Annotated in this window: 22 protein-coding genes; 13 read left to right on the forward strand and 9 right to left on the reverse strand. The window is 49.3% G+C overall.

From position 1 onward, the window contains the following. Positions 1 to 76 precede the first annotated feature (76 nt). The 4 genes from BM040_RS05950 to BM040_RS05965 all read left to right on the forward strand — a co-directional run bounded on the left by BM040_RS05950 (position 77) and on the right by BM040_RS05965 (position 4,459). Positions 77 to 469, forward strand: a complete 393-nt coding sequence (locus BM040_RS05950) for a BlaI/MecI/CopY family transcriptional regulator (protein WP_092099600.1) — start codon at positions 77 to 79, stop codon at positions 467 to 469. Next, entirely contained in the window at positions 453 to 1,757 is a 1,305-nt protein-coding gene (locus BM040_RS05955; protein WP_092099601.1) for a M56 family metallopeptidase, read from the forward strand. Before BM040_RS05950 ends, BM040_RS05955 begins: the two co-directional genes overlap by 17 nt. A 100-nt stretch (positions 1,758 to 1,857) precedes the next feature. Continuing rightward, on the forward strand, positions 1,858 to 3,129 hold the full coding sequence (locus BM040_RS05960) for a TonB family protein (RefSeq protein ID WP_092099602.1): 1,272 nt from the start codon (positions 1,858 to 1,860) through the stop codon (positions 3,127 to 3,129). Positions 3,130 to 3,211: 82 nt separating this feature from the next. Then, a complete protein-coding gene (locus BM040_RS05965) occupies positions 3,212 to 4,459 on the forward strand; it encodes a hypothetical protein (protein ID WP_092099603.1) in 1,248 nt (415 codons plus the stop codon). 192 nt (positions 4,460 to 4,651) lie between these two features. Here the strand turns inward: BM040_RS05965 and surE are convergent, their stop codons facing one another. Next, positions 4,652 to 5,428: a 5'/3'-nucleotidase SurE gene (gene surE, locus BM040_RS05970; protein WP_092099604.1), complete on the reverse strand. Its 777-nt coding sequence runs from the start codon at positions 5,426 to 5,428 to the stop codon at positions 4,652 to 4,654. Positions 5,429 to 5,548: 120 nt separating this feature from the next. Here surE and BM040_RS05975 point away from each other — a divergent pair, with 120 nt between their 5' ends. The 4 genes from BM040_RS05975 to BM040_RS05990 all read left to right on the forward strand — a co-directional run bounded on the left by BM040_RS05975 (position 5,549) and on the right by BM040_RS05990 (position 9,673). After that, positions 5,549 to 6,166 carry a hypothetical protein gene (locus tag BM040_RS05975; protein WP_092099605.1) on the forward strand — a complete coding sequence of 206 codons (618 nt, stop codon included), beginning with the start codon at positions 5,549 to 5,551 and terminating at the stop codon, positions 6,164 to 6,166. Positions 6,167 to 6,206: 40 nt separating this feature from the next. Further along, on the forward strand, positions 6,207 to 6,656 hold the full coding sequence (locus BM040_RS05980) for a DoxX family protein (protein WP_092099606.1): 450 nt from the start codon (positions 6,207 to 6,209) through the stop codon (positions 6,654 to 6,656). Positions 6,657 to 6,930: 274 nt separating this feature from the next. Beyond that, entirely contained in the window at positions 6,931 to 8,688 is a 1,758-nt protein-coding gene (locus BM040_RS05985) for a M14 family zinc carboxypeptidase (RefSeq protein WP_092099607.1), read from the forward strand. 346 nt (positions 8,689 to 9,034) lie between these two features. After that, positions 9,035 to 9,673, forward strand: coding sequence for a nitroreductase family protein (locus tag BM040_RS05990; protein WP_092099608.1), 639 nt, complete (start codon positions 9,035 to 9,037; stop codon positions 9,671 to 9,673). Positions 9,674 to 9,965: 292 nt separating this feature from the next. Here the strand turns inward: BM040_RS05990 and BM040_RS05995 are convergent, their stop codons facing one another. Further along, positions 9,966 to 10,754: a PhzF family phenazine biosynthesis protein gene (locus tag BM040_RS05995; protein ID WP_092099609.1), complete on the reverse strand. Its 789-nt coding sequence runs from the start codon at positions 10,752 to 10,754 to the stop codon at positions 9,966 to 9,968. Between BM040_RS05995 and BM040_RS21670 the strand changes: the two genes are divergently transcribed. The 4 genes from BM040_RS21670 to BM040_RS06010 all read left to right on the forward strand — a co-directional run bounded on the left by BM040_RS21670 (position 10,753) and on the right by BM040_RS06010 (position 13,249). Continuing rightward, positions 10,753 to 10,917 carry a hypothetical protein gene (locus BM040_RS21670; protein WP_175490992.1) on the forward strand — a complete coding sequence of 55 codons (165 nt, stop codon included), beginning with the start codon at positions 10,753 to 10,755 and terminating at the stop codon, positions 10,915 to 10,917. The two genes, BM040_RS05995 and BM040_RS21670, sit on opposite strands and share 2 nt — an antisense overlap. A 24-nt stretch (positions 10,918 to 10,941) precedes the next feature. After that, complete coding sequence (locus BM040_RS06000) at positions 10,942 to 12,213, forward strand: hypothetical protein (protein WP_092099610.1); 1,272 nt, start codon at positions 10,942 to 10,944, stop codon at positions 12,211 to 12,213. Positions 12,214 to 12,297: 84 nt separating this feature from the next. Further along, on the forward strand, positions 12,298 to 12,792 hold the full coding sequence (locus BM040_RS06005; RefSeq protein WP_092099611.1) for a hypothetical protein: 495 nt from the start codon (positions 12,298 to 12,300) through the stop codon (positions 12,790 to 12,792). Between the two features lie 13 nt (positions 12,793 to 12,805). Then, entirely contained in the window at positions 12,806 to 13,249 is a 444-nt protein-coding gene (locus BM040_RS06010) for a DUF421 domain-containing protein (protein WP_092099612.1), read from the forward strand. Positions 13,250 to 13,587: 338 nt separating this feature from the next. On the opposite strand, the gene BM040_RS06015 is transcribed toward BM040_RS06010, so the two are convergent. Further along, positions 13,588 to 14,148 carry a DUF4256 domain-containing protein gene (locus BM040_RS06015; RefSeq protein ID WP_092099613.1) on the reverse strand — a complete coding sequence of 187 codons (561 nt, stop codon included), beginning with the start codon at positions 14,146 to 14,148 and terminating at the stop codon, positions 13,588 to 13,590. 31 nt (positions 14,149 to 14,179) lie between these two features. Further along, a complete protein-coding gene (locus BM040_RS06020) occupies positions 14,180 to 14,452 on the reverse strand; it encodes a hypothetical protein (protein WP_092099614.1) in 273 nt (90 codons plus the stop codon). Between the two features lie 422 nt (positions 14,453 to 14,874). Between BM040_RS06020 and BM040_RS06025 the strand changes: the two genes are divergently transcribed. Further along, positions 14,875 to 16,107, forward strand: a complete 1,233-nt coding sequence (locus BM040_RS06025) for an FISUMP domain-containing protein (RefSeq protein ID WP_092099615.1) — start codon at positions 14,875 to 14,877, stop codon at positions 16,105 to 16,107. 74 nt (positions 16,108 to 16,181) lie between these two features. Here BM040_RS06025 and BM040_RS06030 read toward each other — a convergent pair whose 3' ends face one another. From BM040_RS06030 to BM040_RS21910, 5 genes are all read right to left on the reverse strand, one after another. Then, positions 16,182 to 16,658, reverse strand: a complete 477-nt coding sequence (locus tag BM040_RS06030) for a Dps family protein (RefSeq protein ID WP_092099616.1) — start codon at positions 16,656 to 16,658, stop codon at positions 16,182 to 16,184. A 154-nt stretch (positions 16,659 to 16,812) separates the two neighbouring features. Next, positions 16,813 to 18,123 carry a DUF885 domain-containing protein gene (locus BM040_RS06035; RefSeq protein ID WP_092099617.1) on the reverse strand — a complete coding sequence of 437 codons (1,311 nt, stop codon included), beginning with the start codon at positions 18,121 to 18,123 and terminating at the stop codon, positions 16,813 to 16,815. A gap of 181 nt (positions 18,124 to 18,304) precedes the next feature. Continuing rightward, positions 18,305 to 19,051, reverse strand: a complete 747-nt coding sequence (locus tag BM040_RS06040) for a LytR/AlgR family response regulator transcription factor (RefSeq protein WP_092099618.1) — start codon at positions 19,049 to 19,051, stop codon at positions 18,305 to 18,307. 44 nt (positions 19,052 to 19,095) lie between these two features. Continuing rightward, entirely contained in the window at positions 19,096 to 19,734 is a 639-nt protein-coding gene (locus BM040_RS21905) for a sensor histidine kinase (protein WP_217646752.1), read from the reverse strand. Beyond that, positions 19,735 to 20,664 (reverse strand): hypothetical protein, encoded by a 930-nt coding sequence (locus BM040_RS21910; RefSeq protein WP_217646714.1) that lies wholly within the window; start codon positions 20,662 to 20,664, stop codon positions 19,735 to 19,737. Between the last annotated feature and the right edge of the window lie 131 nt (positions 20,665 to 20,795).

Genomic DNA, 20,795 nt, shown 5'->3' on the forward strand with positions numbered 1-20,795 from the left:
ATATCAACTAAACTTTTAGTTTTGAAACTAAGTATATAGTTATATATTTACCTCAGCACCCATACTTTATACTTCCATGAAAGAACTGACCAAGGCCGAGGAAGAGATTATGCAGGTACTCTGGAAGCTGGAGCGTGCCTTTGTGCGCGACATTCTGGAGGAACTGCCCGAGCCGAAACCTGCCTACAATACCGTGTCCACCATCGTGCGTATACTCGAGACAAAGGGCTTTGTGGGGCACGAGGCCTTCGGAAAATCGCACCAGTACTTCCCGCTGGTGGAGCAGGACAAGTATAAAAGCTTCTTCCTGAAAAACTTCATGAGCGGCTACTTCGGCGGCTCTTTTGAGAAACTGGTTTCCTTCTTTGCCAAGGACAACAACCTGGACGTGCAGGAACTGGACCAGCTGCTAAAACACGTAAAGCAAGACCTAAACGATAACGAAGACAGCGATGGAAGCACTACTTAATTATACGCTGAAGGTAAGCATCGCCCTGCTGGCACTGCACCTGTTTTACTTCCTAATACTGCGGGGGCAGAACAGCTTTCGCTTTAACCGGGCTTACCTGCTGCTGGCCCCCATCATCGCGCTGCGACTCCCCTTCATCCAATGGCCTGCCATACTTTCCCCGGATGCCGCCGTCTCTGAAATGCTGCAGGCAGTGCAGCTCGGCGAGGTGGTGGTAACCGCTTACCAGCCCGAAGCTGCCGCGGCAACAGCAGCAACAGCTACCTGGCTTTCGCTGCTGACGGCTTTCTACTTGCTGGGCGTGGCCTTTGTGCTTTTTAAGCTGGTGCGACAACTGTGGCAAATCCGGCAACTGAAGGCACAGGCTATACTTGCCAGGCAGGCCGAGGGGATAAAAGTATACCACCTGAACAGCCCCTATCCGGCCTTCGCTTTTGGGAAAAGTATTTTTCTGAGCCAGCAGCAGGAGCAGCTACACCCGCAGGAACGGGAGCAGGTGCTGGCCCATGAACTGGCCCACGTAAAGTATGGCCATACCTGGGACGTGATCCTGTACGAGCTGCTCTCAGCCATCCTTTGGTTCCACCCTGCCGTGTGGCTCTTAAAGCAGGAGCTGCGCGATGTGCACGAATACCAGGCCGACGCCGCCGTGGTGACCAGGCACCAAACGCAAAAGTATACTTCGCTCCTATCCAGAGAAGCATTGCTAAGTATGGGTTTGCCGGTGGGCAGTTACTTCACCAAACCACAGGTGCTTAAGCGGCTGCAGATGCTGCAACTACAGGGTCACAAACCAGGCTGGGTGCGTCCGCTGCTCGCCGCCCCGCTCCTATTGGCTTTAGCCTTTCTACTCGCACGCCAGCAAGCCACCGCCGAAAACCAAAGTATAACCGCAGATTCAGGCACCAGTATTGACGCGCTTCCGGCTGTGTCTATTTCAGATTTTGAAGCAACTACACCATCCGGAGAACGGCCTTATACTTACGTGGAGCAGATGCCCACTTTTAAAGGCGGAGACGTGGAGATGATGAAGTTCCTGGGCAAAAATATCCGCTATCCGGAGGCAGCACAGGAGGCCGGCGTGGAAGGCTTGGTAGTTTTAAGTTTTGTTGTTGACCGGGATGGCTCCTTATCCAATTTCCAGGTAGTAAAATCCCTGGGCCAGGGTACAGATGAGGAGGCCCTGCGTGTGGTGGAAAGTATGAACGGCAGTTGGCAGCCCGGTAGGCAAAACGGCGTACCTGTACCCGTGCGCTATACTTTGCCAGTACGCTTCGCCATCAAATAAAGTATAAATTACCCTTTTTGAAATTATATTTTCAGTTCCTTACGGGCTGACACAGGATAGCTATTGCCTTTTCCAAGTATAAAAACAAACCCCTCTAACCATGAAAAAGAAACGTACCCTCTCTAACCTGGCCGCGACGGCGCTGTTCAGTATGGCCATGCTGGCCGCTGCCCCTGCTGCTTTTGCCCAAACAGCAGACAAACCTTATACCTATGTGGAACAGATGCCTGTATTTAAAGGCGGTGACGCAGAAATGATGAAGTTCCTGGGCAGCAACATCCAGTATCCTGCCGAGGCCAAAGCCAGGGGGGTAGAAGGTTTGGTTGTGCTGCAGTTTATTGTAGAAACAGATGGAAGTATAAGCAATGTTACAATTGTAAAAAAATTGGGTAACGGTACCGACGAAGAGGCGGCCAGAGTACTAAAACTCACAAGTGGTAAATGGAAAGCTGGTACTCAGAATGGCGAACCGGTTCGGGTAAGGTATACGCTGCCTGTGCGCTTTGCTCTAACTGAAGAAGATAGGGCCTCCACAGCACACATTGCGAACCAAACACCTACCTACAAGGGCGGCCAGGAGGCGATGCTGAACACTATGAAGCCATACTTACAACTGCCTGCCGAAGCCAACCAGGAAAACCTAAACGCACGAGTAACAGTGAGATTTTATGTAGATGCGTCCGGTAAGGTGTCTAATATTAGGGTGGAGGATACTAAGTTCAAGAAAACAATTGGTCCTGGCTCAGAGCTTGACTACATGGATGCCTCTACCTTTAATATCCAGAACAAAGCAGTACTTGCTAAGCTAACAGAGGCGGCTGTTGAGGCAGTAAAAGCCACCTCCGGCAACTGGCAGCCAGCCCTGAAAGATGGGCAGCCTGCCTCATCCGAATTAGTGCTGCCTGTACAGTTCTTAGGTGAAAAAGCCATGCAACAAGCAGCAGCAAACCATACCCCTGTTATGACAAAGTATACCCAGAACTTCTATAGCTGGGAAGACGTTGAGGTGAAGCCGCAATTTAAGGAGGGTGACTTTAACAAGTTTCTGGCCAAGAACCTGCGCTACCCTGCCGGCTTTGACTATCAAGGGACCGTTAAATTCAGTATCACCATCTATAAGAATGGCAAATCTGTGGGCGGCTGGTACTACACAGGACCCGACATGCCCAAAGAAGAAGGAGCGTTCTTTTTAGAGGAGATTAAACGCGTTGCTGGTTTGATGGAGAACAAATGGATTCCGGGCAAAGTAGATGGACAACCAGTAGCTGTCACAAAAAACATCACTGTACAATATGTAATTGATGATGGCAGTACTAAACAAACTGTGGAGGGTAACGAAAAGCCGGATGTAGTGGTGACAAAGTATAAATAGCCGCAAACCCATGCAGTTGTGATTGTGATAAAAAACTAAAGCATGATAGGTTCTACACTCGCTACAAACTCCTTTACAAAACATGATGATGTACGCTAAATATCAGAAGATGCTTGGTAGGGTATTTTATTTTATATTTTCCTCGCTACTCCTTTTAGCAGGATGTAAAAGTGCAACACCTTTAGAAGCCATCAGTTTTAAGAATAACTACAAATTCAGCGCTGACATAACAGAAAGAACGGAGAAAGATACCATTCCCTGGAAGTATCAATTAGCAGCAGCAGATTTTGCCACGAAAGGCGACTACAGGAAAGCACTGGAACAATGGGATATTGCCATCCCCCAAAAGTTTAAGCCCTACACCGAGCAAGAGATAGATTCTATTCGCTTACAATATAAGGTAGTTCCGGCCGCTGCTTACATTGTGGAACAGGCAAAATCAAACCGGGTTATCATTATAAATGAGGCCCACCATAGTCCTCTACATCGGGTATTTACCAAATCGCTTCTCCAGCAGCTCTACGACAACGGATATAGAAATCTTGGCCTAGAAGCCTTAACCAATGGTAAGTTAAAAGACAGTCTTCTACAGAGCAGAAAGTACCCAATTATGGACACGGGTCACTACACCAAGGACCCGCAGTTCGGAAACTTCATCAGGACGGCGCTGGAAATCGGGTACAATGTCTTTCCGTATGAAACGACCGAGCGCAGCAACGGCAAACCCCGGGAAATAGATCAGGCAAGAAACATTCAGGAGGTAATGGAGAGGCGCCCTAACGAAAAGTTTCTGATTCATTGTGGGTTTGGACATGTGGAAGAAGGAGAACATGACACGTGGGAGAAAGCCATGGCCGGCAGGCTGGCGGAGTTCACGGGTATTGATCCGCTAACAATAAATCAGGTGCCTTATAGTGAAAAGAGCCAACCGGAATGGAGCCATCCTCTACTTCGAGCTTTTAACATCACTCAACCCTCTGTTCTGCTTGATCAGGAGAGCCGCCCTTTCCGTTTCGAGCGTGGCAAAACCTGGGCTGACATAGCCGTGCTTCACCCGTTCACCTCCTACACCCATGAGCGACCCAGCTGGCTTTTTGAGAATGAGAATAAATCCGTAAACATTAACTTAAATAAGGTGGGGATTACCTTTCCTGTTTTAGTTATGGCCTTTAAAAAAGGAGAGAAAATAGATGAAGCTGTTCCCGTGGACATACTAGAGGTATCGGACAAAACCAGTTTGCCTATACTTGCGCTGCCGAAAGGGAAGTATGAAATTGTAGTAATAAACAGATCGGAAGAAGCCCGAAAGTTTGAGCTAAAGGTAAAATAACCATTGCAAAGCCACCGGTTTGATTTTTTCAGTTAAGGAGAACAACAAACTGGTGCCGGTGCGCTTTACCATTCCCGTCGACATTGCGCCTGCCCTCACCAAAAAGAAGAAGTAGTAAACTTATACCATAAAGCCGCCGCCCCTGCCGAACGAAGTCAGCAGGGGCGGCGGCTTTAATGAGGAAGTATAAAATTAAAAATTCCAGTCCTCGTTAATGATGGCCATCGCGTGGTGGGCCGTCATGTCGAACTGGCAGGGTACGATGGAGACATAATTGTTCACCAGCGCCCATTCGTCGGTATCCTCTCCTTTGTCGTGGTTCACGAAACTGCCCGTCATCCAGTAGTACTTGCGGTTGTGCGGGTCCAGGCGCTCGTCGAACTCCTCCTGCCACTTGGCGCGGGCCTGGCGGCATACTTTAATCCCTTTTATCGGCTCTTCGCTCTTTTTTGGGAAGTTCACGTTCAGGGCCGTGTTCTCCGGAATGCCGTGCTCTATCGCCTCGCGGATGATCTTCTCTACAAACTCCTCGGTATGGCTGAAGTCAGCGCCGTGGCCGTAGTCGCAGAGCGAGAAGCCAATGGCAGGCAGCCCCTCGATAGCTGCCTCAATGGCCGCCGACATCGTGCCGGAGTACAAAACGCTGATGCTGGAGTTGGAGCCGTGATTGATGCCGCTTACTACCAGGTCGGGCTGGCGGTCCTTTAGCACGTGGAACTTGGCCAACTTCACGCAGTCGGCCGGGGTGCCGGAGCACTCATACGCCTCCACGCCGAGATCCTCTAAAGCGATGGATTTATCTAAGCGAAGCGTATTTCCAATCGTGATGGCGTGCCCCATGCCCGATTGAGGCGAATCTGGAGCCACTACAACTACCTCCCCTACTTTCATGGCCACCCGCACCAGTGTTCGGATGCCCGGGGCCGTAATGCCGTCGTCGTTGGAAACTAAGATTAATGGTTTAGCCATTTTAACTTTTCTATGTTGATGTATGATAATAAAAACGAACTTGTACTAGTTGCTAATATACTACAACCCGTAGCTGCACATCAAGGTTTATACAATTAAATACACAGAGGCCGAACTACCATGTTAAAGAATATTTTATATGCGGTCTTGCTGGGAGTTGGCATGGCAGCTTGCCTCTCGCAACAGGACAACCCGGACGATGAAACAGCCGGCGAACCCGAAGAATTTATACTTCCGGAGACCACCGAAGACGCCACTGCCCTTTCCGATTCTACCCTTTTTCTGGTAGCCGAGCAGCGCGTGGGCAACACCCGCATCGGCATGCCCATAGCTCGGATGCGGCAACAGGTAAGCGGCGGGCTCCGCCTCACCGACACCACCCTGAACTTGGAGGGCGCACCAAGCACCGCCTATGTGCTGCGCCCTGAGAAAGAGGCAAAAGGCCTGCTGATAGAGCAGTCCTGCGACGGCGAATGTAAAGTATGGCGCATCAGCGTGCTCAGTCCGAAGTATAAAACAGCTAAAGACATACGCGTAGGTACCACCTATGGTGAGCTGCAACAGGTGTACAAAATACGTGCTGTCACGTTTGAGGAAGGCAACGTAGTAGCACAGGCTCCGGACGCAGGTATGAGTTTTATGCTAGACCACAGCAGCCTGCCGGCTGAGGAACTTTCCCGGCTTAACGCGGCCACTGCGCCAAAAAATCTCCCAATTGAGCGAATCTTAGTATATTAAGCTGTTGCTATATTCGAGGTAAATTCCTATACTTGCCCCTATGGCTATACTTCGCGCGGGCTACAAAACAAAGAATTTCGGATTGCTGTTGCTCCGGGTGGGCATCGGGGTGATGTTTATACTTCATGGCTGGCCTAAATTGGCGGGCGGCATGGCTCGTTGGGAGGTAATTGGGCAGAACATGGGGCTACTGGGGATTGATTTTATGCCTGTGTTCTGGGGTTTTATGGCGGCCGTTGCAGAGGTATTTGGAGGAGGCCTGTTGATACTGGGTTTTCTGTTCAGGCCTGCGACAGCACTATTGTTTTTTACCATGGTGGTAGCCACCCTGCGCCACGTAGCTGCCGGCGACGGATTTGGCGGCTACTCCCACTCCCTGGAAGCGGCCATACTGTTTTTTGCGCTCCTGCTCATCGGCCCGGGCAAGTATAGCCTAGACCACCACCTTTTCCAGAACGAAAAGAAGCGCAGCCGTAAGTACTACGCCTAGCAACTTAAAAGAAAGCACACCTATACCCTACAAAGACGCAACACCATGCGTCTTTTTTGTTTTGCAGTATAGCAGGATCTCTCTAGTATATAAGGCGTCGTGTAGTCTATTGCAAGGAAAGCTGAAATGCATAGCGTCTCTACAACCCTCCCCCTAGCCTTCTAACTCTCCCACTCTCTAACTCCCCAACTCTTCCAACTTTCTAACTTTTTAACCTTCTAACTCCCCAACTTTTCTTATCATTGCTCCTTGATTAAAACTGCTAAACCATACTATGCTCACCACTTTACTACTTGCCACCCTACTCAGCACGGGCACGCCCGCACAAGGCAAACCCGACCTGAAAACGCCCTACGAGCAAGGCAACGGTAACCAGACTGCCACCTACGAGGAGGCTATCGAATGGTACCAGAAACTCGACCAGGCCTATGACGAGGTGAAGATGGTCCCTTACGGAATGACCGACGCGGGGCGCCCGCTGCACCTGGTCATCGTATCCACGGACAAGGACTTTGACCCCGCTTCCATCCGCCAGAAGAACAAGTGCATCCTACTGATACAGAATGGCATCCACCCGGGCGAGCCGGAGGGTATTGATGCTACCATGCTTTTGGCCCGCGATTACCTGCAGAACAAGAAGCTGCGCAAACAACTCGATAACGTGGTGCTGGCCATCATCCCGGTATACAACATCGGCGGCGCCCTGAACCGCAACAGCCATACCCGCACCAACCAAAACGGACCGGAGGAGTATGGCTTCCGGGGCAACGCCCGCAACCTGGACCTGAACCGCGACTATATCAAAACCGACTCGCGTAACGCCCAGACTTTCCACCAGATCTTCCGCGAATGGGATCCGGATGTGTTCATGGACAACCATACTTCCAACGGGGCCGATTACCAGCACGTGATGACGCTCATCGCCACACAGCACAACAAACTGAACCCCACGCTGGCCAAGTACCTGAGCGGTAAAATGGTGCCCACGCTGTACGAAGGCATGAAGCAGGACAAGTTCCCGATGGTGCCATACATGAACCACGCCGGCGAGACACCGGACCAGGGCATTATCGGCTTCATGGAGTCGCCGCGCTATGCCACGGGCTATACTACGCTCTACAACACGATTGGCTTTGTGCCCGAGACGCACATGCTCAAGCCCTTCGACCAGCGCGTGAAGGCTACCTACAAACTGATGGAGAACATGATTGAGACCATCCACCGCGACGCCGACGAGATCGGCAAACTGCGCCAGCAGGCCAAGCAGCAGACCCTCACTCAAAAGCAGTTTGCGCTTAACTGGCAGCTCGACACCACCAAAGTAACGCAGATTCCTTTCCTGGGCTACGAGGCAAAGTATAAACCCAGCGAAGTGAGCGGCCACGATCGCCTCTACTACGATCGCAAGTCGCCTTACAGCAGGAAGATAAATTACTATGATGAGTTTGTGCCGACCGTGACGGTGGAGAAGCCGGTTGCCTACATTATCCCGCAGGCCTGGCACGAAGTGATTGAGCGCCTGAAACTGAACAAAGTGCAAATGCAGCAGCTACAGCGCGACACCACCCTGACGCTGGACTCCTACTACATCAGCGATTACAAAACCAGCCAGCGCCCTTACGAAGGCCACTACCTGCACTACGATGTGCAGGTGGAGACTAAGCGCATGCCGCGCCAGTTCTTTAAAGGCGATTACGTGGTATACCTCAACCAGGAGGCCAACCGCTTTCTGGTGGAGGTGCTGGAGCCGCAGGCCGTGGATTCCTACTTCAACTGGAATTTCTTCGACTCCATTCTGATGCAGAAGGAGTATTTCTCGAGCTACGTGTTTGAGGACCTGGCTGCCCAGTACCTGAAGCAGAACCCCGAGCTGCGCAAGCAACTGGAGGCGCGCAAAAAGCAGGACCCCGAGTTTGCCAAAAGCGCCCGTGCTCAGCTGGATTTTGTGTACAAAAACACGCCGCACTACGAGTATACCCACCAGCTATACCCCGTAGGCCGCCTGATGCAGGACGTGAAACTGCCGCTCTAAAATATAAACTGAGTATAAAGTATAGAAGCCATTATAAAGACGAGGCGGTTTTATACTTTTATTTTGTCATCCTGAAAGGATCTTGTTAGCACACAGTATAAGCTTAAGCTCCTTTCTACCAGGATTCTTTTAGAATGACAGGTTCTATAGTTTAATCCCGTACAGTACCCTAATTCGAAGTATAGAAGCCACTCTGTGAGAGTGGCTTTTTGCATTCCAAGCAGCTCCAAAGTATAAATCTGCGACAAGAGCAGCAGAAAAAAGATGAAACTTATGTAGCAGATAACATGTTTTGACATTAAATTTGCATGTACATACATTAATTATCAAAACAAATATCACTCTAATGAGTCTATTACAGCATTTGAACTGGCGCTACGCTACCAAACGCATGACGGGAGAGCGCGTGCCACAAGAAAAAGTTGACTATATACTGGAGGCCACTCGCCTGTCGGCTTCCTCTATGGGCTTGCAGCCTTATACTATCCTGGTAGTGGAAAACCCGGAGTTGCGCAAGCAAATCCAGAAAGTGGCCTTAAACCAGCCTCAGATTGCGGAGGCATCGCACCTGCTTATTTTCGCCGCCTGGAGCGATGTGACAGAAACAGAGGTAGATGCGTATATGCAGAATATCGCCGAGGTGCGTGGCATTCCTGTAGAATCACTTGCTGACTTTAAAGCTAGCCTGATGAATGGAGTGGTGAGCCGCCCACAGGAGCAGAAGTATGAGTGGGCCGCCCGCCAGGCGTATATTGCTTTGGGTACTGCTCTTGCCGCCGCTGCCGAACAAGCCGTGGATGGCACCCCTATGGAAGGCTTTGACCCGGCCGGCCTGGATGAGCTGCTTAACCTGAAAGAAAAAGGCCTGCGCAGTGTTGCCCTTCTGGCACTCGGCTACCGCCATACCGAGGCGGATTTCCTGGCCACAGCCAAGAAAGTGCGCCGCGACAAGGAGCAGCTTTTCGTAGCGCTGGACGAAGTATAACAAGATCATCTTAAAGTATAAAAGGCCACCTCATCGGTGGCCTTTTGTGTTTTTGATGGAATTTATACTTTATGTTGCTATTTAAGACTTTGATTTGAAGGTGTAACTCATGCCAAGAATAGGGCCATTTTATTCTACTCACAATGCCTTAATTTATCTGTCATTCTGTTAAGAAACTTGGTGGAAGGAAGCTTCTGCTTCTTGCTACCAAGATCCTTTCAGGATGACAAAATAAAAAGAAATAGCCCTGCTCAGAGGTAAGGTTAAGGATGGGTTCATCGCAACTTAAGTTTTATACTTCTATCTCCCCTTTCAGGTAGGTTACAGCCTTGCCCGTAATCTTTACCCTGTCGCCAGCGATTTCGCACTGCAGGGCTCCCTGTCTCTTAGACAGCTGCCGGGCGGTCATCACCTTTTTCCCAATCCTTTCGCTCCAATAAGGCGTCAGTGAAGTATGCGCAGAGCCGGTCACAGGATCTTCCGGGATGCCTACCTGCGGGCAGAAGAAGCGGGACACGAAATCCACCTCATTGCCTGGTGCAGTCACGATGATGCCCCTGGCAGGCACGGTGTTGATGAGTGCAATATCCGGGTCAAAGCCTTCCACATCTGCCTGCGAAGTATACACAAGCAGGTAATCAGTCTTGCCTTTGTAGGTTTCCTGTGGGGCTTTGCACAGCGCGGTAACTAAGGCTTCCGGGGTTTCGGCTGGCTCCAGCACATCCACCGGGAAGTCCAAGGTCAGGGCATCGTTGTTTCGCGTCACCGTCAGCAAGCCGCTTTTGCGCGAATGGAACCGGATCTCTTCTGACGAATGACCATAGTAGGTGAACAGCGCATGCGCGGCAGCCAAAGTGGCATGTCCGCACAAGTCCACCTCCACTGTGGGTGTAAACCAGGTCAGTTCATACTCCTCCCCTTTCGGCACCACAAAAGCAGTTTCGGCCAGGTTGTTTTCAGCGGCAATCTGCTGCATGGTTTCGTTAGGCAGCCAGGCATCCAGCACACATACGGCCGCTGGGTTTCCACCAAACACTTTGTCGGTAAAGGCGTCGATCTGGTATAGTTGTATCTTTTTCATGCTGATTGAATCTCTGGTAAAAATCTTTCCCGCCAAGGTAGAAAAAAAGCGATATCTTCCATACTTCCCGCGCTACGCCATCAGCATAAAGTATACTTCTGAAAACTTAGTAGCTGCCAAGTTTATACTTAGCCAACAGCTCAACATCAGCCTATACTTTTAGTAAAACAAAGTATAAAATACAGCGATGGACTTACCCAGGGGATTTGAGCGGATGATGGATTTCGGGCTGGTGGAGGCACTGCTGGGCCGACGCTCGCGCCGTTTCTTTATGGGTGCCGAGATGCCGGATGGAGTCTTTGCCTACAAATCGAAGCATGCGCCCGTGCCACTCTCGGAGCTGGAGAAGCTGCTGGTGGTAGCGGCCTGTGCTGGCAACACCAGTTGGCACCATATGATTTTCCGGGCCGAGCGCTACGCCCCGCACCTCTCCAACTACGCCGGGGCCGCCGGAGGCCGTACTTTTCCTTCCGCTGCGGGCTTTCATACCAGCATGACTTTTTTTACAGACGATGAGGGCGTATATGTGCTCGATAACCGCGATGCCCCCGCCAGCGCTGACCGAAGCAGCGAAGGAAAACTGAACCTGGATGCGGTGGTAAATGCGCTGAAGGGCCAGGTAAGAAAGCTGCAGGACAGCCGGGCGGGCGTGCCTTGCCAGGTGCCCTATGTGGAGGCACACAATACCTGGGTAGTTAACAAGCCGGGCACGCTGCTGGTTATCCCTGTGGGCGATTTGTCGCAGCACGTGCTGCTGGCCATTTGCTACATGCTGCAGAACGGCATGGTGCTCACCGACGACATCCACAAGCGCCCCATCCCCGGCATCGAAAAGTATAGCCGCCTGGCCGACCCCAGCAGCGTCTGGCCGATCACGTTTCTGGAACAATGGTCGATGGCCGAACTGACGGCAGAGTTGAGCACCAGTTGCTACGCCGGCGCACTGATGTTGCAGGCCATGGGCCTGGGTGGCTGGATGTTCAATGGGGTGGACCCGTTCAGTATGCTGGGCGCGAGCGGCAACCCGGCCGTGCCGGGCCTTGGCTTCCGGTATGACACCGACGAACGCTGGCCTTACCCCAACCCCACTGGGCTGAAGGGCGTGATGGAAGGTTTTTGCCCACCGCACTACCCCGACATGCGCGCCGCCGTAGAGGCTGTTTGCAACCGTAAGTTCGGCCAGGGAGGGCCCTTTAACACAAACACGCCTGGTCCCTGGAAAGAATCCGGAAAGGTAAGGGGCGCGGCGGAGGTACACTCCGAAGAATTCAGGGAGTGCGTGGCGCTGCAGGCGCAGTATATCTACGATACCTTTGGCAAATTCCCCGGCACAGTGCCTTCCATTTTTGTGATTACCTACCTGCAGGCCCACCACCTTGACCTGGACTTTTACGACACGTTCTACAAGCCGGGCTCCTACTTAAAAACGCACGCCGACCATATGGCCAACTGGCATTGACCCTCCCGACACCCGCCTGTATGCCATCACCTAACTATAAAATAAATGTTGCGTTATATAGGCATCTGAAAGTATAAAGGAGCTATGGAAAAGAAATACCAGGATCTTGAAATTGACGAAGATCTGGAGCTGGAGCGCAGGACCTGGACCGTTCAGCGCATTAGCTGGGTGCTGTTGCTGCTGATCATCCTGGCGGCCCTGCTTGGCTTCACAGGGCGGGGCGGCTTATTAGATGTGGGCAAAGGTGTTGCGTTTAACTCTTCCCATTCGGTGGACCTGGAGTATGAACGCTTCCTGCGCCAGGGAGTTACCAGGGAGATAAAGGTGAGTCTGCGCCAGGAAAACACTTCCATCCTGTTCAGCAACGGGTTTTACGAAACCCAGCGGATAGAGCAGGTTGTGCCCGAGCCCCAAAAAGAAGAAGTAGGCTCCGAAGGGATAACTTATACTTTCCACGGAGTAAAATCGCCCAGCCTTATCATCTTTTATGTAACCCCCTTGAAAGCAGGTAGCCTGAACTATACGGTCACAGGCTCAGACAAGGAGCCGGTCGCTGTCACGCAGTTTGTATATCCTTAACCTGATTTACTCTATGGAAACTATCGTCAGAGGGATTATAGTATATATTTTCCTGCTCATCATCTTCAGGATAAATGGTAAGCGCGCCCTAACAGAAGCGACGGTGTTTGACTTTGTCCTGCTTCTGATCATTGCTGAAACCACGGAGCAGGCGTTCCTGGGGGAAGACATTTCCATGACGGGCAGCCTGCTGCTCATCATGACGCTCATCATGCTCGATGTCATCATGTCGCTGCTGAAGCAGAAGTTCAGCATCTTTGAAAAGGTAGTGGACGGGGGACCGCTTATACTTCTGGACAACGGCAGGTTGCTCTACGACCGCATGAAGAAGGAGCGCATAGACGAGGCAGACATTCTGGAGTCGGCGCGCGAAATGCAGGGCCTGCAGCGGCTGGACCAGATCCGGTATGCCATTCTGGAGAAAGACGGCAAGATCACCATCATCCCGAAAGAGTAGGCGTTTGCGCAAAGTATAAAGTATAAACTTACGTTGCGACTAACCCACCCCTTAGAGCTACGCTCGCTAACTCAAAACTCACGTTTTGGTAGTCCGGAGGAGGGGAATCTCTGCAAGTGTAATATAATACCAATATTGAACAAGTTGTGCGCATTAGATTGTGCTCACACTAGCTAGAGGCGAGCGAGGGCACTGCTATACGCAATACCGACTTAGTCGTGGTATAATTCCCCTCTTGGGAGGGGTTAGGGGTGGGTTTCACCTTAACCAAAGTATAAATGCCTGTTCATGTATCCAGGCGAAGTATAGCTACGGATTAGGTTAGCTGTTAGTGCCTATCAGACCCTTAGCAAACCGCGGAATGCTCTGGCGCTATAATAGGATTGCGCACCATTGTGGTATACAAAAACGTGGTCGTAGCGGCGGTCACAGAAAAGGGCGCCGCCTAGCTTTCTTATCGCGTCAGGTGTTTTCACCCAGCTGGAGGTTTTCAAATCAAAATTGCCGAGTTGCTGCAGTTCCCGGTACTCGTCTTCCGTTAATAGCTCAATACCCATAGCAGCAGCCATATCCACCGCGTTATCCGCTGGCTTGTGCTCTTTTCTGGATTCCTGCGCCTCGCGATCGTAACAAACGCTTCTGCGGCCTTTGGGGCTCTCCGCCGCGCAATCGCAGAAGATGTACTCCCCTGTTTTATCATCAAAACCCACCACATCGGGTTCGCCGCCGGTCCTCTCCATCTCCTGCAGCGACCACAGCCTGTCCGGCCTGGTTTCCAGTCTTGCCTGCACATCTGCCCACTCTATACTTTTGTGGCGGTTCATGTGCTTCTCAAAGCGGCTTTTTAAGGTGCTGAGTAGTGCTTCGTGTTGTTTTGCTGATAGCTCTTTCGTTGCCATTTTAACTTCACTTTGTCCGTTATTATAAATGCTATTCCGCAGATGGATACTCTGAAAAATAGATGTCCATCCCTATTGTTCCCATTATAGCCATTGATTTGGAACTCAAAACACCACCTCCGCCTGATGCATCTTTTCTTATATTAAAACCAATGTCAGCAACATATTGATTTGGCGCTAAATCTTTGCCTTTCTTAACCAACCAAGTTGCAAGAGAATCAATTTGCATAGGTAAGTCCCAAACTCCATCACATAGCCAATCCACTTTTTCAAATGTTTCCCGGATGTAGATATTTATCGGCATACTTTATTCCTGCTAATTCTTTTATACTAAAGAAATGTACAGAATTCCTACTCCTTCTACACAGCCAAGCAGAGCCGGGATAACGAATATACTATATAAAGCTAAGTAAATAAATTATCAGCAACTATTCATAAAGTAGAAGGGCCACGCCCTACAGATAGCCAGATTGCATCCATACTCTTTCCCCAACAGCGTCCGCAACTGAACAGGAATTGTTCAATAATGAACAAAGGCAACTCAGGCAAACCTCAAAAACAAGCTATTTAAGCGCTTCCTTATTTCCTGGCACACCAATTGTCGAAATACAACAAAAACATACTTTAATTTAATTAAAACTAAACCTATGAGACAAACTTAATTTTTACTTACCGCTCAAAAAACCACCACTCATTCTTTTACCACACAAAATAAAACTATTAATCATGAAGAAGTTAAAAAGTATGTTGCCCAGCTTGCTGCTGGCTGCTATGGTTGTGCTTACATGCAGCGGCTGCGATAAAGACGAGGCCAAACCAGCCGATCCCACTGACCCGGCCACTCCCACAGATGGCGGGGGAATAGAAACACCTTTCACCGCTATCCCGGCGCAGTATGTTGGCACCTGGTATATCGACCACAACCAGGGCCCGCTTTCTGTCAATTGGGAACAGGGCACGTTTCAGGGCGAGCAGGGCTTCCGGGAGTTCAGGACGATGGTGATGACGGCAGACGGAAAGAATGCGGTGGAGTACTCCTCTGATGTAACGAACGCGGGAACCGAAGTAAAGCAGCGCCTCTACAAAATGACGGGCACGCTGGAGTATAAAACGAATCCCAACTCCATCACCTTTCATGCTACATCAGGCAAGATGCGGGTATTCAGCACCCAATACACTGGCTATAAGGAATTTGATATCATCGCCAAGGATGTAAAGGCATACAGAACGGTTCTCATAAACCCCGAAGCCTCCACCTATTCTAATTCTCAAAATTTTATGACGGCCAAACGGATAGATGGCGAAATGAACCAGTCGGTGCGGTTTAAGAAAGTGGAGGGCGGAACCAGCACGCCCACCAATCCAGGTGGACTATACTCACAGCCGCCAGCTACCGGCACTTATGTGCAGATCGGCGATAAATACTATCCTACCGTCACTATCGGAAACCTGGAGTGGATGTCGGTTAACTACGCCGGTCCGGGTGGTTTAAGTGACTCCGAGAATCCGGAGTATGGTACTTTCCTCAAACACCAGGATGTAAAGGATATTCAGGTACCTTCTGGCTGGCGGCTTCCAACAAAACAGGATTACCTGGCGCTTTTAAAGTCGCAAGGCATTGTGTACGATGAAGTATGGGAGAGCACCGATGGGTCTGATGTACAATCTAAACGGCTGCTGGGCCAGTTGATGGCTGCTACAGGCTGGCTGAAACAGGATGGTTATGCCAACAACAAGTCCGGCTTTAACGCGGTGCCCGCCAACCTGATGGTAACCAACGGCAACCCGCACGGCAAAGGCACTAACTGCCTGCTCTGGACGTCCAACATCGATGAGGAAGACAACCCGGTGGTTTTCAAAATCATTCAGCTGCCAAGCGACACGTACTCCTCCTTCTCTGGCCAGCCGGTTGGCTATAACCCGCCGCACATTCCGGTAAGGTTTGTGAGAAACAAATAAGGCCAACGGGCTAATAAACAAGACAGCCACCCTGGTTGGGGTGGCTGTCTTGTTCTTTACCAAAGTATAAATGCTTAGTCGCGCAGGTAGGCCGAGTACATCCACACCAGTTTTTCCTGCTCGCGAATGTAGTCGCTCATTAGGGCGTTGGTACCTTCGTCGTCGGCCTCGGCAGAAAGCGCCAGCAGCTCGCGTTCTGTCAGAATCAGCACCTTAAACCCCTCAAGCACCTCACGTACTGCCTCATTGCCATCCGACACGTTCGAAACTTCCTTTATAGTAGCATTCTCCAGGTAGGACGAAAAAGAGTGGAAAGGCGTGTGGCCCAAGGTAAGTATACGCTCGGCAATCTCATCTACCTTCACGATGGCGTCACTATAAAGCTCCTCGAACTTGGCGTGCAGCTCAAAGAACTTATCGCCCGAGATGTTCCAGTGAAAGCCCCGCGCATTGATGTAAAAAAGCTGGTAGTTGGCCAGCAGTATATTTAGTTTGTCAGCAAGTTGTTTCGCCTTGTCGGCGTCAATTCCAATTAGGTTTTTATTAGCCATAGTTTTGAATGCTTTTATATATGAAACATAGTATCCGGTTAAGGTAGCCAATCTGCAAAGCGCGGTCAATGACAAAAATCATACTTGCCTACGCATCTTTTGCAGACAGGCCTCTTTATATACAACTACGGTTCCCGGGGAATGTTTGCTGCTCTTACTTCAGCATGGAGGCGGTATAAGGGTTAGAAAGAAGCTCCTCAAACAGCTCCCAACGCTTCTGCGGGTTACTGTCAGTGCCGCCGTTACGCTCTATGTACTGGCGCACCAGTTCCCTGCCCAGGTTATAGTTTATCACATAGCTGCGGTACTTGTCCATGAAGCGGGTGCGCTGCAGGGCGCGGTCTTTTGGGTAGAGGTTATACTTTACGAGCATATCGGCAGCCTCCTCGCGGCTGATTTCGCCGTTCAGGTAGCGCCTGGCCGCTTCGTTTCCGGCGAAATCGATTTGCCCGATACTGGCAAGTATGCCATAGTACCTGTCTGCCTCCGCAGCGTTCAGGCCGGCCAGGGGAAACAGCACCTCCTTTTCGAATTTCAGGCGCTCCTCAGCCGGAAAAGCCACCTCGATGCCGTAGTTGGCGCTGCCCTCGGCAATCAGGCTCTGCGGACTGAAGAGCGGGTAAATCGAGTACTCTTTCCAGCCTTTTTTGTCTACCAGGTTCTGCTCCAGCAGCACGTTAAACACATGGTGCCCCGGATAGCCCTCATGCGAGGCCAGGTCGATGGCGCGCTCGATGTAAATCGGGAAATCGGTGTTGATTTGGATGAGGCTATAGCCTTTTCCCTGGTAGTAATTGTAACCCGACCAGGCTTTGTCTGTCACGAACTCCAGCGTAAAGTTCTCCTGTTCCGGCAGCTTGTAATGGGCTTTAGTGCGCTTGCGCGCCTCGGCAATGGCCGCTTTGAACACGGTGTCCAGCCTGGCTTTGGGAATCTCAAATTGTGCACGGTAGGCCTCCCAGCGCTCGCTTATACTTCCCTTACCCGGCAGTTGGCGGTCTATGTTGGCAAGGATAGAATCGAGGTGGGCGAGCTGGTAGTGTGGCGGCTCGGCGTCGTAAAGCAGTTTGGCTTCTTCGTCAAAGCTATACTTTTTGCCCTGCATCATCTCTACTTTCGTAATAGCGGCCAGCACCTGCTTTTGGAACATCGCCAGGCGGCGCTGCTCGTCTGCAGACAAGCCTGTAGTATCCTGTGCCTGCAGCTGCTCCTGTATCGCTTTAAACTCACTCAGGAATTTTGCGGCCGGAAGCGAGTCTGCCGCGGGCTCCGTTGGCTTCCATTCCTCCGGGCCGTAATAGGCATCCACGATATCGCTGTCGTACTGGCCCAGTTGGAGCAGCGCTTTCACGTAGCGCTCGGCCAGTTGGTCCATGGGGACTGCCTGCGTGGCTTCAGTTTCGGTTTGGGTGGAAGTGCAGGCCCCGCAAGCTACGGCCAGCAAGAGCAAAAGTGCTTTTTTCATAGAGGGTGGTATGTGTTGGTTTGGTTAGGGAAGGAAGATTGTGTTTTAAATAAAGAAGCCGTTTAGGGCTTTAAAGCTTCCAAAGAATTGGGTAGGTAACAATGTTTGCGACAACATTCCCAATCTAATCCAAAGAAAGTTCTAAAACCCTAGACAGCTTCATCGCGATAGCCTTTATTACTTATTGCCGATGCAAGGCTTGTTTCACTGTTTCTTTGTTGGGTTTAGAGACGGGTATTTTTTCACCAGACGTTAGGAGTAGGATACCACCATCTTCTTTTAACCAGCTTTTTACATACTTTGGATTTACTAAATGACTTTGATGCGTTCTTAGAAACCCGTTAGGGCGCAGTAAGTCTGCATATTCTTTAAGCGATTTAGAAACCAATATTTTTTCGCTATTGGCCAAAAAGAAATAGGTGTACGTATTATCTGCTTCGCAACGTATGATTTCTGATAGAGTAACATATCGTATTTCGCTCTGCATCTGCAGGGCAATTGTGCTGGCGTTTGTATCCGGCTTTTTCAATTGTTGCAGTAAAAAATCGAGCTGAGAAGTCTTGATTTGTGTTGCCAGTTTATTTTCCGCTTTATGTACCGCATTAATCAATTCTTCAATATCAATAGGCTTTAAAAGATAATCTAAGGCGGCAAACTTTACAGCTTGTATGCCATATTGGTCGTAAGCGGTGACAAAAATAACCTCGAAATTTCGCCTTGGAAGGAGCTTCAGTACATCAAAACCTGTTTGCTCGCCCATCTGGATATCCAGAAATACCAAGTCAGGTAAAAACTTTTCAATGGCCTCAACCGCCGCACGTACACTTTGCGCTGTTGCCATGATAGTTACCTGCGGACAGTGCTTTTCCAGCAGCGTCCGCAGGTTTTCTAAATTGGAAATTTCGTCATCTATTAAAATTGCCCTCATGATGTTATAGCCAATCGGATAAGGTTAAGCTTACTGTAGTGCCGTTAGTGGCTGATTGTATAGCCAGCGTAAAGCGATTTTCTTTGTAAATGCTGTTTAACAGTGTTATTCAAGCCATTGCTTTTCTTTTCAGTGTCAAACCCATTTCCATTATCAGTAACGGTTAACACCAAATCATTTGCCTGCTTACTAAATGTGATGTTAATTTTTCCAGCAGTAGCTTTTTGAGATATACCATGCTTCACCGCATTTTCTACAAATGGTTGTAGCAGCATACTTGGTATTTCTATGTTCTCCAAATCTAAGGCCTCGGCGTGATTAATTTCGTACTGAAAGCCGAACCGCAATTGCTCCATTTGCAGGTAATCGTCCAGCAACGTTTTTTCCTGTGCTAAACTAATCAGTTCCTGACCGTCAAGCACATTACGGGTTAAGCGGGCAAATTTAGAAAGGTATTTATTGGCATTATCTATTTCGTTTTTGTTCATTAAATTCTGAATGCCAGCGAGTGCATTGAACAGAAAATGAGGGTTTAACTGAGACCGAATTGAGTTAAGTTGAAGTTTTGCCGTGTTTTTTTGCTGCTCTTTTTCTGCAAGCCTTTTTTTGTCTCTTTTTTTGGTGAAGTAAAGAATAGTAAGAAAGGCTAACCCAATAGAAAATGCGGCGGTGAGCGTATATATTCACAAGTCTTTTTTGGTGTAGTTTTCTTTATCTAGAGTGATAGAGAGCGTATGTCTCATTATGTACTTTTCTATTTCTTTTTGTGAAATATCGTAATTAAGGCATCCAGTCCATTTAATCAACGGCTGAATAATGACTTCATACTCTCCCGATTTTTTAAATACGTTTTTATCGATATATATATAAGGTAAAAGCTCTCCTTCCTCAACATAGCCGCCATATTGCCAGGCAGTGGATTCGAAAATAGTTTTATTTGTTTGCTTGTCTTTTATGGTGGTGTAGTAGAGATAGTCAATAGCTGATTTGTCTTTTACGATGGTTAATTCCTCGTCTTTTTCGGTGAAAGTGAGGTCCGTTCTTTCTTTTGGGTCGGAAATGTAGCGGTAGTCAACACCCTTTTGAACTGCAAAACGCGTTGCAAAACTTCTGATTTTTGCTTTCGGTATCGGCTTCCCATAAAAAACAGCTTTTTCAATATCAAGAGGTTTTTCGATGCTGTAAATTAAGGTTGTAATGATTTTGCCTTTTATAGGGAAGATACCGAGCGTTGTAGAACGAAACACTTCGTCTGGCCTGTCAACATCTTTTAATTGTGCTTGGTCGATAGACTGGTTTACCACTAGTGGTTTGTCATCCTCCAAAATTGTGTAGCGATAATGCTGTACACTGTCTGTCTTTCTAAAATAAATCTGGATGCTTACATTGTTGACTTCAGGCAAATAATTAAAGGAAGTACGAGGTTGGTTGGGGAATATTTCGTTATAAAAAACGTTTTTGGCCGAGCTATCCACACACATGAGTAGTTTCCTCCAGCAGGGTACGTTCTGAAAAAGTTGATGCCTTTTTGTGCATTTACTGTAGATGCCGCAACAATGCAGCTGAGCAGGATGAAGATTATCTTTTTCATAAGAGTTAAGTTTGATTTTCATCGAATCTATGGCAATAATAGCCAAACTAAAACCATGAAACAGGGAGTGCAGTATTTGAAATAGTATATATACTGTTTTGTGCAGTATTTGAATAGTAACTAATGTATAATGTGGTTAATCAGAGCAGCTGC

The organism is Pontibacter chinhatensis, assembly GCF_900113285.1.
Lineage (GTDB): Bacteria > Bacteroidota > Bacteroidia > Cytophagales > Hymenobacteraceae > Pontibacter > Pontibacter chinhatensis.